Raw genomic sequence first — 16,982 nt, forward strand, 5'->3', positions numbered from 1 at the left:
TGTGCTAATGTTTAACGGAAGGTTTTAATCAATTTTATTAGGCTGTCTTTTCCTTATTGTTTAAATATCAGCAAGATATCCAGGGAGGTGTAATTTTTTTAGATTAGTGTTAAAGTTTGTTTTTTGCTGTGGTCGTTTTAAATGAAATTCCATTTTGGTTTATTATTTTTATACTTTCATCTTTTACTATTCCATCATTCTTTGACCCATAATTGAATTCGCTTTTTATTTCATTACCTATTTTTTTTAAAATTAGATCCGATTTTTACACTCTGCTCTAATTGTATAAAAGTGTTATGTACTTGAAATCATCCAGATTTATTATCGGATGGTTGTATTAATTCGATTTTGGGGTTTGTTTAATGGTCACAAAATGAGGTTTGTATAGCGTTTGTCGAATTTCTTATAGTTTATGTTGATTTATTACAAAACATATAGGATATGAGAAAATATATTTGTAGTGTTAAAAAAGATTTTTTTTAACACTAATTTCAGAAGAGTCATAATTACTGAACCAATATCCTTCCCATCACCCAATAGTCACAGAAGTCTGTTTATTGTATTTATCATCATACTTTAATTAAATTTTAATATTAAGATGAAGCAAAGAATTTGGAAACGAAATTCTCGTTATGTCATAACGGCTTTCTTTTTTCTGGTAGGAATGCTTGCGATGGTTTCCTGCGAGGATGATTCCCTATATACCGAAAAGGAACCAGAGTGGCTTGGTGAGAGTATCTATGATTATCTCGCAGAGGATGGTAATTTCAATTATTATCTGCGTATTATTGATGATGTTGGGTACGCTGAGGTGATGAAGCGCACAGGTAGTAAAACTGTTTTTGCTGCCAATGATGAAGCGTTTGAGAGGTTTTTTCAGGGAAACCCTTGGGGTGTTGCCCGGTATGAAGAACTTTCGTTAGCTCAAAAGAATATATTACTTAACTTTAGTTCCATTGATAATGCCTACCTAATTGAAACGCTGGCTAACTTCTATGGCAGCGGACAGCTAAACAGAGGAACCGCTTTACGTCGTGCTTCGTCTATTTCAGTTCTTGATACTGTAGGTTTTGAATCTGGAGCGCAATTACCTGACGGACCGCACTGGGATCCATTCCGCCAATCGGGTCTTTATCTTGTAAAAGATGATTCTCCTTGGCCGCTTGTTCATTTTCTCGACAGACCTTTACGCAGAGCTGGGATCAGCGACAGCGATTTCGAATTAATTACCGGAGTTCAGAGAAATGGCGATGATGCTTTTATTTTTGATAGTAGAATTATTGAAAGGGATATCACCTGTAAAAACGGATACATTCATATCTTGGAGGAGGTTCTTGTTCCCAGAGTAAATATGGCACAACACATTGCAGAAAATGAACGTACCACAATCTTTTCAAGTTTACTTGAGCGGTTTAGTGCTCCTTATCCGGCCATGGATTTAACTGATAATTACCGCCAGATTAACCCCGGATTTAATGACACCATTTACACAAAAGAGTATTTCAGTAATATTGGTGGCAGGATTCAATATCCAGATCTTACTGTCATTAGTGATCAATACTGGTTGCCGTTTAATCCCGGTTGGAATAGTTATCAAAATCCTACTTCTGCAGGATTACAGGCTGATATGGGTGCCATTTTCGCACCTACTGATGAAACAATGGAGTTTTATTTTAACAGTGGTAGTGGTGCCATACTGAAAGATCGTTATGGAAACTGGGAAAATGTTCCTGATGACATAGCCGCGTTGTTGCTCAGAAGACATATGCGCACCTCTTTTCTTGAATCGGTACCTGCTCGTTTTCATCGGTTGAGGGATGCAGAGAACTCTCCAATACCTATTTCAACCTCTGATATTGAAAGTGCTTACGTAGGAGTTAATGGTGTTGTTTATCACACAAGCAATGTGTATCCGCCCGATGATTTTATCTCTATATACGGTCCGGTTTTGTTTAGTGAAGACACGAGAGTATTCAATTGGGGAATTCGTCGAAACGACTTCCGACTCTATTTGAACTCCCTGGTTTCACGTTATAGCTTTTTTGTGCCAACCGATGAGTTTTTTGAGAATTACATCGATCCATATGCCTTTGGGATGGATCAAAAAGCGGCACTTAAATTTTGGTATAATACCGAAACGGAGGCTGTAAATGCCACTGTATATGAGTACGATCCGTTTACACAAACAGTGGGAGACTCATTAAGAGTGATTACTTCTGCTTCTTTTCTAGAAAACCGTTTGCTTGATTTGCTTGACTCTCATATTGTTATTGGAGATGTGGAGTCAGGTGCTCGTTATTACAGGACGAAAGGAAATAATACCATACGTATTCAGGGTGCTGGCGAGAACTTAACAATTCAAGGTGGTGGTGATATTGAAAATGGTGCCATCGTAAATGTTACAGAGATATATAATCAGGAGAATGGGCGTACATATTTTATCGATAAGCCGATTCAAACGCCACTTAGATCTGTTTATGCTATATTGAGCGAAACACCTGAGTTTAGCGAGTTTTTTAATTTGATGACTGGTTTTCCTCCCCCTGCAACATCACAGGATCCTGACAGAAGAATTTTTGTAACAGGGAATAACTTTTTTGGCATTGATTTTTCAACAAGATTCTTCAATACTTTCCACTATACAGTTTATGTTCCGACAAATGATGCGGTGAATGATGCCATAGAGCAGGGATTGATATCCCCATGGGTAAGTCGTCCGGGCATTCAGGGAATTGAAGATATGGATGAAGGACCTTCTCGTCAGGAGGCCATTGATCAACTTGAAAGGTTCATCAGATATCATTTCCAGGATAATTCACTTTTCATAGGAGGTCAAGCTTTCACAGGGTTATTTCAAACCTCTACCATTAAACTTGATGATGAAGAGACTCTTTTTAGAACCTATCAAGATAAGTATTATCGCGTTAGAGTTCAAAGCAGTGGCGAAGATCTTGTTCTTACTACGGAAATAGAGGAGAATATCGATGTGGTAAGTGCCAGGGTTAGAACCGATGGTGGTTTTTACAACATCATGGCCAGGGATTATATTTTTAATTCAAACCCAGGAAATGTTGTGAATCTCGAAAGTACTCTTTTTACCAATTCGGCTATCACAACTTCCTCAACAGCCGTAATTCATCAAATTGATAATGTGTTAAGGTTTGAATAAGGTAGATATGATTCGAGTAAATGATAAATGGAATGGAGGGTGTGATAAGTAACCACACATCACATCGAGAATGGAATTTATTTTAATAGGGTTTATCCCTGGTAAATGTATAATTATAATCAGATGAAGATTAATTTTTCAGCATTAACATTCATACTTTGCATGCTTTTTCTCTGCGGAGATTATATGCAAGCTCAGGAAAGCAATGTAGTGGTTCAGGGAACTGTTACTTCGTCCACCGATGGTGAAACTCTTATAGGAGTAAACGTTATCGAGATTGATAATACCAATCGGATGGTAGGTGCCACGGTAACAGATTTGAATGGCCGGTATCTGCTTGTTGTTCGAAACCCTCAGAATCGTCTTGTTTTTAGTTTTATTTCTTTTGTCAGTCAATCCATCGAAGTTGGCGATCAGAGACGAATTGATGTTCAATTGCAAGAGGAGGTTCAGGAGTTGATGGATGTTACCATTACTGCAGAACGTACTTACTCAGACGGGGCTTTTGCGATTCCTCAACGAGAGATTTCCATGGCAATGTCTACAATTAGTTCCCAAGCGTTTGAAGGCGTTCAGGTAACATCCTTGGATGATGCACTACAGGGACGTGTTCCCGGTTTTGATATTGTAGGTTCCTCCGGTGACCCCGGAAGTGGCTCAACCATGCGAATTAGAGGAACTGCCTCCATTAATGCTAATGCTCAACCATTGATTGTATTAAATGGGATTCCTTATGAGCAGCCCATTGACCCTAATTTCGACTTCTCAAGTGCCAATGAAGAGCAGTTTGCAAACATGTTAAGTATCAATCCGGATGATATCGAGGAGATCACTGTTTTAAGAGATGCTGCTTCAACAGCTATTTGGGGTTCTCGTGGCGCGAATGGGGTTTTGCAAATTCGCACCAAAGAAGGAACCAGGGGGCCAACAAGGGTGCAGTATTCTTATCGTATGACTAGGGCTACCATTCCTCAGGGCATTAGGATGCTTACTGGTGATGACTATACCATGATGATACGACAAGCTTATTTTAACCCGTTCCAAAATGAAGCAGCAGCAAATATTCCTGAGTTAATGTACGATCCGACATTTCCTGAATATCAGAACTTTAATAACAATGTAAACTGGTTTGATGAGGTTACCAGAACTGGTTACAAACATGATCATTATATTACTCTTACCGGTGGAGGTGAACGTGCTCGATTTAGAGTTTCCGGGGGTTTCTTGGAAGAACAAGGTACTGTAATCGGAAATAGTTTAAGCAGGATATCATCACGTGCTTATCTTGATTATGCCGTTTCTAACAGGATCCGATTCATATCGGAGTTCTCGTTTACATATACTAACCATGATCGTCCCTGGCGGGAAAATAACGAAGCTCCTACAATTTTGGATTTGGCCTACCGAAAGATGCCAAACGTTAGTGTTTACCAACAGGATTTACAAGGAAATAGCACCAATATTTATTACAATATTTCCAGAGATTCTGATTTGCATCCTTCACAGAGAGATATGTTTAATCCAGTAGCAGTTGCCAATTTGGCTACCAGTAACATACAGAACTATAGAATTCTGCCAACATTCCGTTTGCAGTATGATATGTTGCCCAGAACTGATAGGCAGATGTTGCGCTATAACATGTTTGTTTCTTTTGATGTGAATAACGACAAAACGTCTAGATTCTTGCCGGCCGAAGCATCTAATATGGTTTGGACCAGTGATAGGGTTAATCTTGCCGACCATAACGATTCGGAGAATGTAACAGTCTATACTGACCATAATATTTCCTGGCAGCCTAACATAGCAAATCCCAACCATTTCTTATTGCTTTATGGTTCTGTTCAGGCTACAACCGGAAGCAACATGAGACACAGAAATGCAACTGCTAATTTACCTTCAGGACAAATAGTGGATGCATCTGCTTTGGGTTTTATTAATGACTTCAACACAGATCGATACAGTTACAGATCAAATGCATTGCTTTTGAGAGGACACTATTCCTATTTGTCCAGGTATATTTTGAGTGCAGTATTCAGGCGCGATGGAAGCACTAAGTTTGGAGCCAATTACAAATACGGAAATTTCCCCGGCGTATCTGCTAAATGGATTATTTCTGATGAAATGTTTATGGATTTTTCCAATAATTGGTTGAGTATGTTGGCGATTCGACCCAGTTGGGGTATTACCGGAAACCAACCTGTACATGAATATCTTCATTTCAGTCGTTATTCTCCATATGGGAGTTACATGGATATGAGTGCTACCCGACCATCAACATTACAACTTTCAGATTTACGTTGGGAAACAACAACTTCTCTAAACTATGGGTTTGATATAGGATTTCTGGATGACAGATATAATCTGAAATTGGATTTTTACAATCAGAGAACTGAGGATTTATTAATGAGAGATTTGTCAATTCCTTCATCCTCAGGTCATGGTCTAATTCCTTGGCAGAATGTTGGAACTATGGATAATAAAGGATGGGAGGTTGAACTGTGGACCAGCAATGCCATACGTGCCAATGACTGGACCATTGATTTTAATTTCAACATAGCTAATTTTGTTAATACCATTGTAGAACTAAGGGATGATATTTTAGATAATTATAACTCAGATTTTAATTTCGAAAATGGTAGTTATCTAACACGTGTTCAGGAAGGCAATCCGTTTGGATCAATTTATGGATTCCGTTTTAAGGGAGTTTACCAATACGATGAGTATATCCAAGGTGTTCAGGAAAGTGCCCCTGTTGCTCGAGATAGAAATGGAAATGTCATTTTAGATGCCAATGGCGTTCCTTTGCCAATGATGTTCGCATTTGGTCGCAGTAACCAATATCAATTTAGAGGGGGAGATGCTATTTATGAGGACATAAATAATGATGGTTCAATAGATGAATTAGATATTGTTTATCTTGGAGATTCCAATCCAGATTTTAGCGGCGGTTTTGGCGCCACCATTCGTTTCAGAAATTGGAGAATGACACCGTTTTTCAACTTTCGTGTCGGACATAAGATTGTGAATGAGGCAAAAATGCATGCCGAGAATATGTACACAAACAACAATCAAAGCACCGCAGTGAATTGGCGTTGGCGCAAAGATGGCGATGAAACAGAAATTCCACGAGCTCTTTTTGGACACGGTTATAATTGGCTTGGAAGTGACCGTTTTGTAGAGGATGGTTCATTTTTACGATTCCGACATCTTACAATCAATTATTCTGTTCCAAGTAATAATTTGAACTATTTCCGGCAATTAAGTTTTTACCTGACTATAAACAATCTTTATGTTTGGACCAATTATTCAGGTGTGGATCCAGAAGTTGGAACAGATTGGCGCGGTATTGCAGTTGACAGATCACATACACCTCGATCCAGAGACTTTACCTTGGGCGTAACGGCAATATTCTAACCATGAATTAAATTTTTATCAGGCAAATGATTGTATTGAACTTTGGCTGATGTGAGATTGAAAAAACAAATAGAATAAGATATGAACATGAGAGAATTTAGCAAGAAGAATAGAATGAAATCCGATTTTGCAACAACTCATGTCCATTGCATTCTGCCAATGAATAAATTTAATTATACTCTAATGAAAAAGATATTTTCAATAGTGATGATGACCGGATTGATCTTTGTTTTTTCCGGTTGTGATGACTGGCTGGATCTCAAACCTGAAGGTGAAGTAGTTTTAGAGGATTTCTGGCAAGATGAAAGTCATGTAATGCAGGTTTTGGCTGCATGTTATCAGTCGTTGACTGAAGGTGGGGCGATGGAGCGAATGTTGATGTGGGGTGAGGTGCGTTCTGACAATATTATGCCTGGAAACTTGCCCAATGATCATGGCGCTGCTACAGATATGTTGAGAATGATGAATTTTGATATCATTCCTAATAATCGATATGCTCAATGGGGGCCATTTTATACCACCATTAATTATTGTAATACATTTTTGCACTTTGCTCCCGAAGTCGTTAGACGTGACGAGAATTTTACGGAAAATCGGTTGCGCTCTCTTACAGCCGAGGTGTTAACAATCAGAGCATTGTCCTATTTTTATTTGGTTCGTGCTTTTCGTGATGTTCCATGGATTGAGCAACCAAGTATCGATGATGATCAGGATTATCGTGTGCCTAAATCACCAGAGGATGAAATACTTGATAAACTGGAAGAGGATCTTAGGTATGCTTTGATTTATGCAAGAGAGACTTTTGAAACCAATCGTCATACTAAGGGGCGGGTTACACGGAATGCTATTCGTGCACTGTTGGTTGATATTTATCTGTGGCGCGAAAAGTATGAAGAGAGTGTTGCTATGGCTGATGCCATCATCAATGATTCTCAGTTCAGCCTTGTTTCCGGAGAGGCTCTGTTACAGCAGGTGTTTTATAGCGGGAATTCCACTGAATCCATATTTGAGTTGCAATTTGATACTGATAACCGTTTTAATCAAGTTATTTACAATTTTTATGGTGGAAGTGGAAATACCATAGGGCACTGGCAACTTAATTATAATTTGGTAAGTCCCACTAATACGTTCCGTATCTTCAACCGACCTAATTCTGGGAATGTGATAGAGAGTGTAGATGATATCCGTCAAAAGGATTTTGCCAGAACCATTGTGGATATGGTTTTCCCTTTCAAGTATGTAGGCTTGCGAACTGAAAGTGCGGCTGGAGTTAGCTCATATTTTTACCGGTCTACTACTGCTAATTGGATATTTTATCGCCTTTCAGATATTAAGCTGATGAAGGCTGAAGCTCTGATCCAAATGGGCGAGGCTCATTATGCCGAAGCTATGGACTTAATTAATACTGTATATCTGCGATCTAATTTTGACGAATTCCAGCAACCACTTCTGTTGGATCACTACAATTCAAGGTTGGAATTGGAAGGATTATTATACAGAGAACGTCAACGTGAACTGATGTTTGAGGGAAAACGATATTTTGATTTGTTACGTATTGCACGTCGGGAGAATAATCCCGGTTCACTGCTAAATGTTGTTGCACGCAAGGTTACGTCTCTTCCTACGGATAAGTTGTCGTCCATGGATGCGCTCTATCTTCCTATTCACATCAGTGAGTTAAGAAACAACCGGGCTTTGGAACAAAATCCCTATTATTTGTTAAGTGATCAATCTATCAACTGGTAAATAAAGTATTATGGATAGTAAAAATATTTTTAATCAAAAAAGAAACACATTCAAGGTAATGAATGTGTTGACGAAATCACTGCCTGCTATCATGTTGGTTTTGTCGGTTGGTCTCTTTAGTGGTTGCAATGATGATGATATTGGTGAAAACTACTACACATTTCGAGGCGAAACAATTGGTCAGTATATTGAGGCACGCCCTGAGAGATTTTCTGAATTTGAAAAAATGCTGGAGTTATCTGGTGTAATGGGTTTGTTAAATGCATATGGAAGCTATACCGTGTTTTTGCCAGAAAACGATGCCATGATTGCATTGTATAGTTCCAGAGGAAAATCTTCAGTAGAAGATTTTCCGGTTGATACAATTCGTAGAATTGTACATGATCACATCATTAGAAACTTTGAGGTTCCTTCTATGGAGTTCACAGCAGGAACCCTTCCATATCTAACCATGACTGGTCGATCATTAAACATCCAAATCCAGAGTACAGGTGGAGGATATAATTTTGTTGTGAACGAACTTTCAGTTATTCGTAATCGTGATATCGCGGCTCATAATGGGATTATACATGTTATAGATAAAGTTATAGAGCCCAGTGATCTGACCGTGGTTGAAGCCTTTTCACAGGATGATCGATTTTCTCTCATGTATCAAGCTCTGGTTGAAACTGAGCTTTACCAGGAATTGCTAAAAATAAGAGATGAGGATTATGTTATCCCGGCTGAATATGCCGATTTGCCAGTGACCAATAACATTGGAAGTTTAAATGTAGTTCCTCAGGAAAGATTGTATGGTTTTACCATTTTTGCAGTTAGCGATGTTACTCTTGCCGAATATGGAATAAATTCTCTGGAAGATATGGCAGCCTATGCAGCAACTGTTTATGACAGAATGTACCCCAATGATTCGGGTATCGAAGACATTACAAACAGAAGAAATAGTTTGAACAGGTTTATTGCATATCATTTGGTGAACAAAAAGCTTCCACGACATTTGTTGATCGAAGCATACGACAATACCGGATCGAATTCAACGGAAAGTCATTCTGTTAAATCTGTAGATATGTTTGAGTACATTGAGCCAATGGCTCCAAACACATTGTTGGAGATAAGAACTTTCAGGGATAATAATGAATACGATGTGTTCAATATGATCCCGTCTTCCGGTCAAGCGATTCGTTTAGTTCTTGATAATGTTGATAATGATGCATTAAACGGTGTTTACCATGAAATTGACGGAATTCTGTTATATAATGAGGAAGTTGAGCAGATGTTATCCAGCAAGAGAATTAGAATGAATTCTGCCAGTTTTTTCCCCGAATTAACTAATAACAATATCCGAGTGGGTAATAGAAGAGGTGGTTATCCATCGGAAAGATATTATTTCCCTAGAGGTTATATCGAACGCGTAGATGTTTCAGAAACCACAGAATTTGGATATTTTAACTCTGATGACCGATTTGTTAATTACCAGGGAGATGAAGTGTTCCTCTTAGGAATGTACGAGTTTACCATCGTTACCCCACCTGTTCCACCCGGAACTTACGAAGTTCGATTTGGATTTGTAGCAACAGGAAACAGAGGTGCTGCTCAGTTGTATTGGAACGGAATCCCCAGCGGGATTCCTTTGGATCTGTCCAGAAATGCAGGACATGCATCAATAGGTTACATTGCACCGGGTAGCGATCCGAACGATCCTGAGGGTTTTGAGAATGACCGAATGATGCGCAACCGTGGGTATATGAAAGCTCCTGCCAGTTTCAGGGTCATCAACGGAACATGGTATGGACATTCAACACAGTCTGCACGTCAAGGCCCATCTGCATTAAGAAGAATACTCGGTATTTATACTTTTGACGAGGCAAAGAACCATGAGTTTACTGTACGTGCGGCGCGTTCAGGAGAATTTATGTTCGATTATCTAGAGTTTGTTCCCGTGGAGGTGTTGGAATTTGAGGATATTTATTAAACGTGGATTATAATTTTTTATATATGAAAAGGACAGCATTATATCGCATTTTTAGCGTATTAATTCTGGTCATGACCTTGGTGTTAACAAGCTGTAATGATTCATGGGATGATCATTACTCAAAATCAACCAAAGTTGTTTCCGATCAGACTTTATACGGGTATATTAATTCAAAACCTGAACTAAGCACTTTTGCAGAAATGCTGCGCATTTCCGGGTATGATAAAGTTATTAATTCTGATCAGTCCTATACTGTATGGGCACCAAACAATGCTGCACTGGAAGGTGTAGATTTGCAAAACGAAGATTTGGTTGTAGAAATTGTTCGAAACCATATAGCCAGGAGTATTTTTTCTACATCAGGCGTAATGTTAAGCAGAGTGAGTATGCTTAACGGTAAGTATGTTACATTTATTCGTGAAGAGGCCGGATTTAGCTTTGGGCGAATGCTCCTAAGCGAGGGGAATACCTTGCTGAAGAATGGATTGTTACATATTATTGATGGATACGTTCCATATACCAATAACATTTGGGAGCATATTGGTAGGACATCTGGGTTAGATTCATTGCGTAGTTTTCTCTATAGACAAGATCGATTTGTGTTTGATCCTGTAAATAGTGTTGAGATTGGTTATAATGAAGACGACCAGCCTATTTATGATTCAATTTTTGTTTACCGCAATTTGGTTTTAGATCGTCTTGGCCATATTAATGATGAGGATAGTATATATACAGCGCTTCTTCCAAACAACGATGCGTGGAATGAGGCCTATGAGAAAATACGTCCATATTTCAATATCCCGGATGTTTTTGGTGGGGCAGGAAGAGCCCATTTTATTACACAATTTACCATTATTCAGGATTTGTTTTACAGAGGAGTTTATGAAAGTCCAGAGGCAATGCCTTATATGACATCTACCAATGGAAATACGATGTATAATCCGGCTAGCTTGTTTTCGAATACTGTTGCGCAGGAGTTGAGCAATGGTTGGGTTTATCAAACAGCTTCCATACAGATTTCAGACACAGCTTCATGGTTTAAACCAATTTTGGTTGAAGCAGAATTTCCTCAAGGACGTACCAATGCAAACAGCAGTATTCTTCAACGTAATAGCCAAGGTTCAGGGTTTGATATATCTGACGACAGGTACATTGTTGTAGAGCCCACCGGCTTGAGTAACGTTGCTCAACCATCAGTGACCTTTCAAATTCCAAATACGTTATCTGCTACTTATAATATTCATGTAGTTTTTGTGCCGGAAGCAATTGTAAATCCAAGCAATCCAAGGCCAAATAAAGCAAACTTTACCTTGGTATCCATTAATACAACCACAGGTCGTATTCGCAGGAATCCAATCACACCTTCAAACAATGTGACAGATGCGCATGAAGTGACAAGGATGCATTTGGGTGAATTTACTTTTGATTTTGCTAATGTAGTTGATCAGGAGTATCCTTCTGTCCCTGTGGTATTGGAAGTAACCAATGCTGTCCGAACCGATGAGACTGCTGAGTTTAGCAGAACAATGCGTATCGATTGTATCATTTTAGAACCCGTAATTGAGTAAGGGGATGCTAAATATTATTTTGATGATAATGAAACACAATATCTTAAGAAACCATGGCTTTAGAGCCAGCGCACTGATGAAAAGCCTGAGGATTTTAATGGTCTTTGGAGCTATAGCAATGTTTTCTACGGTATCCGGTAATGTTGCTCCTCAGGGAGATGATTCTTTCTCAGTTCACGTTTTAGTGCGGGATGCAAATACCGGACAATCTGTATTAACTGCCCGGATTGAGGCTGTTAATAACCCCGCTGCCGCAACTCTTCAGGATGATGAAAGTTATATCATAAGCCTTACTTCGTCCAACGAAATTCTTCGAATTGAGGCCTTTGGTTATGGCACGCGTGAAGTCCCTTTGAGAGGAAGAGAACGTCTTGAAATTGATTTGTTTCCAGATATATTCACCGACAATTATCGGGAGATTGAAAGTTTAAAGGGCCCTGTTCGTAAAAGCTTTATGCCTTTGGCATATGGCGAAACCAGGGATGTCGATCATCCGTCAATTTTAACCATCGATGATGTCATTAAAACCCGTTTAGGTGGAAATGTGAGATCTGTAAATCGTTCCGGTGTTGCAGGAATGGGATCTTCCATGTTTATTCGTGGATTCAATTCACTAAACATGAATGCGCAGCCGTTAATTATTGTAGATGGTGTTATATGGAACAGCCTTTATGATGTAAACTCAATACATACCGGATATTTTGGCAACACATTGGCTGACCTGGATTTAAATGATGTTGAGAGTATTAGTGTGATCAAAGATGGTACTTCCATTTATGGAAGCAAAGGTGCTAATGGAGTTATCCTTATTAAAACCAGAAGAGGAGAGGGGGTTGTTACCCAAATAGAATTTAATGCTTATGGAGGAATCACCACTCAACCTGAATCATTGCCTGTTATGGGGGGAGATCAATTCAGAATCTATGCATCTGAACTTCTGGGAACAACCAATATTCACCGAAGTGAATACAGCGAATTTGGCTTTTTAATGACTGATCCATCTCGCCCGGGATACAACCGTTTTCATAATAACACAAACTGGGATAATGAGGTATATCGGACTGGTTTAACCCATTCATACCATGTAAGTGTGAACGGTGGTGATAATATGGCATTATACGCTCTTTCTGTTGGATATACAGGTGTTGAAGGTGTTGTAAGAGACACAAGAATGGAAAGGTTAACCACCAGATTTAATGCTGATTTTGATCTTTCTGAACTTTTTACTTTAGGATTGAATGTATCTTTTTCAAATGTTGACAGGGAACTGTTTGATGACGGAGTTGTATTTCATACATCTCCTACTTATCTGGCTATGATCAAGTCACCATTTTTAAATCCATATACTTTTACCTCTGCCGGTGTACAATCCAATGATCACGAAGATAGTGATGAGTTTGGCATCAGTAACCCAAGTGCAGTTATGGATCGCTCCTTAAATGTTAACAAGCATTACCGATTTTCATTGGGTGCAAAACCCACCTTTTATATATCCCCAAGGCTTCAGTTGAGTACTCACTTTGATTATAGTCTCGACAAAGTCAAGGAGACTTATTTCAGACCTATTTTGGGGGTGGCTGATATTGATTTACCTGGGTATGGCGTTTCAGAAAATATGTTTATGTCTCAGCAAATGCGTAATGTTGCTATTTTTGACGACACACGGTTGACTTATCGCAATACGTTTGATCATGTGCATAGAATTGATGCTATGGCTGGCTGGCGTTTCCTATCCAATTACTACGAATTGGATTATGGAGAAGGGCATAACTCTGGAACGGATCAAAGAAGAAATCTTTATGGAGACATGGAGTTTCGTTTTATTGATGGAATTAATGACAGAATCAGGTCAATTGCCAATTATGCTAATGTAGAGTACAGTTTTGATAACCGCTATTTTGTAACGGCTGGTGTTTCAATGGATGCATCTTCCCGTTTTGGAAAAGAGACAGAAGGTGGCTTTCAGATGTTAGGCCACAGCTGGGGTGTGTTTCCATCATTAAATGCCGGATGGCTTATCTCTTCTGAAGAATTCATGGCCGGAGCAGATTTTATTGACCGTTTAAAGATTCGTGCAGGTTATGGAATTTCTGGTAATGATGACATTGCCGCTTTTTCCAGAGATTCTTATCTTATATCTAAACCTTATATGAATCGAGCGAATGGTTTAATCATTGGTAATATTGCTAACACATCTATTCAATGGGAAACAACTTCCAAAGCAACTTTTGGATTTGATGCCATCATGCTAAATGACAGGGTCGCATTATCTGCAGGGATATTCCACCATAATACAAAAGATTTGCTGGGTTTAAAAGAACTTCCGGAAGTGGCCGGACAGGGATATTATTGGCAAAATGGTGGAGAACTTCAAAATCAAGGGTTTGATTTTTCAACCAATGTTAAGGTGATCAACAACAGTAATTTCAAGTGGGAACTTGGAGCCAGCATCGGACATTATAGAAATGAAATAGTTTCACTTCCTGATGGAGATTATACTACAACCATTTATGGTGCAGAAATTCTCACATCTGTTGGAAATCCTGCAGGTCTCTTTTATGGATATAAAACCAATGGTGTTTTTGCAACAGAAGCTGAAGCTTTAGCTGCTGGATTGTTAATGACCAATTCTCAAGGACACACTTACCTTTTTGGAGCAGGAGATGTTCATTTCGAAGATGTTGATGGTGATGGTTTCATTACCGCCAATGACAAACAGATTATTGGTGATCCAAATCCGGATTTTTATGGCTCATTTAATACCCGACTTGGTTATAAGAATTTTACATTTGATGCTTTCTTTACATACTCTGTAGGCAACGATGTTTATAACCATTTAAGAGCCAGTTTGGAGTCTGGTAGTGATTTCAGTAATCAGTCAACCGCCATGCTCACTCGATGGAGAGCAGAAGGTCAACAAACCAATCAGCCACGTGCATACTATGGAGATCCAATGGGGAACTCAAGATTTTCTGATCGATGGATAGAAGATGGGTCATTTCTTAAGCTAAAGAGCATAAAACTAAACTATAAGGTTCCTGTGCAGAGTAACTGGCTGGGCGGTCTGGATGTTTGGGTAGCGGCCAATAATCTTTGGACAATGACAGATTATCTTGGTCGGGATCCTGAAGTTTCTGTTGGAAACGGAGTCCTATATCAAGGTATAGATGCAGGTCTTCTTCCATCTACCAAGAGCTTTTTTGTAGGAGTTAAAATGAATCTCTAACAGAACGTACTGTATAATTTTAGCAGATATTTTATTCTGTAGCATAAATGAAACAAGAGATGAGAAATATATTAAAACTATTAGCAGGCAGTTTCATGGCCGTTATTTTGATAAGCGGCTGTGATGATATCCTGGAGGTTGATTCAGATCGACGGTTGCTAGAAGAGAATCACACCATTAATACGACTTTCGACGCCATGTATGGCAAAACCGGGGTTTATGCCAAACTTCAGGAGCTAGGTCGAAGGTATGTGCTTCTGGGGGAGCTTCGGGGCGACATGATGGATATTACCAATAATGCCGGTCGTGATTTACGTGAAATTTCCGAATTTAATATTTCACCTGATAATCCTTACGCTGACATAAGAGATTATTATGCAGTTATTAATCAGTGTAACTATATTATTAGCAAATTAGATACTTCTGTGGTCATTCAGGCAGAGAAAGTTCTAATGCGCGATATGGCTGCTGTTAAGTCTGTTCGTGCATGGACTTATTTGCAAATGGCTCTCAATTACGGATCAGTAAGGTATTATGAAGAACCCTTACTTAGTATAAATGCTGCCAAAAAGGATTTTCCTGAACTTTCTTTGAATGAGTTATTACCAGTTCTTATAGCTGATTTAGAACCTTGGAGAAATATTCTTCCCCCTAATGAGGTAATCATTGATGACAATATCAATAGTGGGATGATACATTTTCCGGTGAGGTTTGTACTGGGCGATCTCTATTTATGGAATGGAGAGTATGAACGTGCTGCGCTGGAGTACAGAAATCTGATGGTAGCAGAGGAAATAATAGCCTGGTCTATTAGAAATACCTGGGAGGTAACTGGTTCTGCTTTTATCGGACAAAATCGTGTCTGGTGGAATGCCTTTGATATGGAAAATATCCACGAAGAAAGGATTACCATCCTGGCTAAATCTACCGAACATGGTTCTGGTGCTTATCTAGATTCAATTATGATATATAATTTTGAGGTGGCGCCGAGCAATGCCGCTGTTGAAACATTTCTTGAGCAGACCTATTATCACAATGCCAATGTAACAACCGACGGCGATTTGCGTCGCGTACATACTTTCCAGCTGTTCGATGAAATTTTGGGAACTGTTCCCGACCAATTTGCTGGGCAGGCAGGTTATATATCAAAATATGTAAATTATGCCAGTACAGAATCAGCAAGTGCAATCTTTATTTATAGAGCAGCGCAACTTCATTTGAGGTATGCCGAAGCTGTTAACAGGGCAGGTAAGCCTAATCTTGCGTTTTCAGTGATTAAGCACGGATTGAAGGAGCAGGTGATTATGAATGACAGTATTGTGCCTTCTCGAGAACGCACAAATAACTTACCAACCTATATGAACTTTTCTAATACGTTCTTTAACTACAGTCGGGGAATTCGTGAGCGGGGTAGTGGAAATGTAAGTACTGTTAATTCTTTCAGAATTCCATCTATGCCTACTTTGCAGGATTCAATTCGATATGTTGAAGATATGATCATAGAGGAGTATGCATTGGAATTGGCTTATGAAGGTCACCGTTTTCATGATCTGATGCGTGTAGCCTTAAGGCGCAATGATCCTGGATTTCTTGCTAGCATGGTAGCAAGGAGAAACAGCGCCTTGGAAGGAATTCTTTCGGATCCTAATCGTTGGTATTTGCCTAAATAACATACAATGATTTTTGGTTTTCATAATTTTTGATTTGGAGTTAGATGAAAAAAGGGACTTGTGCTAACACAGTCCCTTTTTTATGTTTAAGAGTACTTTCAGTGAATATTTTTGATCTGTTTTAATTGTTTTTTCACTGAGAGACTTAGAAACTGTTTAAATTTATATTAAAGCTGTTTTAGAGATTTTTAGATGTAAGATATATAGACCAGATTAAATA

The 16,982-nt window shown here is 38.9% G+C and carries 7 protein-coding genes; all 7 read left to right on the plus strand.

From position 1 onward, the window contains the following. Positions 1–598: 598 nt before the first annotated feature. The 7 genes from B5X70_RS04040 (at position 599) to B5X70_RS04070 (ending at position 16,762) form a co-directional block, all read left to right on the plus strand. Positions 599–3,169, plus strand: a complete 2,571-nt coding sequence (locus tag B5X70_RS04040; RefSeq protein ID WP_079556599.1) for a fasciclin domain-containing protein — start codon at positions 599–601, stop codon at positions 3,167–3,169. 123 nt (positions 3,170–3,292) lie between these two features. Then, entirely contained in the window at positions 3,293–6,583 is a 3,291-nt protein-coding gene (locus B5X70_RS04045) for a SusC/RagA family TonB-linked outer membrane protein (protein ID WP_079556685.1), read from the plus strand. A 183-nt stretch (positions 6,584–6,766) separates the two neighbouring features. Next, entirely contained in the window at positions 6,767–8,329 is a 1,563-nt protein-coding gene (locus B5X70_RS04050) for a RagB/SusD family nutrient uptake outer membrane protein (RefSeq protein ID WP_159449980.1), read from the plus strand. Between the two features lie 10 nt (positions 8,330–8,339). Further along, positions 8,340–10,298 carry a fasciclin domain-containing protein gene (locus B5X70_RS04055; RefSeq protein ID WP_079556601.1) on the plus strand — a complete coding sequence of 653 codons (1,959 nt, stop codon included), beginning with the start codon at positions 8,340–8,342 and terminating at the stop codon, positions 10,296–10,298. Between the two features lie 23 nt (positions 10,299–10,321). Next, on the plus strand, positions 10,322–11,866 hold the full coding sequence (locus B5X70_RS04060; RefSeq protein ID WP_079556602.1) for a fasciclin domain-containing protein: 1,545 nt from the start codon (positions 10,322–10,324) through the stop codon (positions 11,864–11,866). Positions 11,867–11,894: 28 nt separating this feature from the next. Beyond that, entirely contained in the window at positions 11,895–15,092 is a 3,198-nt protein-coding gene (locus tag B5X70_RS04065) for a SusC/RagA family TonB-linked outer membrane protein (RefSeq protein ID WP_157666507.1), read from the plus strand. Between the two features lie 59 nt (positions 15,093–15,151). Then, positions 15,152–16,762: a RagB/SusD family nutrient uptake outer membrane protein gene (locus B5X70_RS04070; protein ID WP_159449981.1), complete on the plus strand. Its 1,611-nt coding sequence runs from the start codon at positions 15,152–15,154 to the stop codon at positions 16,760–16,762. Positions 16,763–16,982: the final 220 nt, after the last annotated feature.

Source organism: Alkalitalea saponilacus (assembly GCF_900168165.1).
Classification (GTDB): domain Bacteria; phylum Bacteroidota; class Bacteroidia; order Bacteroidales; family Marinilabiliaceae; genus Natronoflexus; species Natronoflexus saponilacus.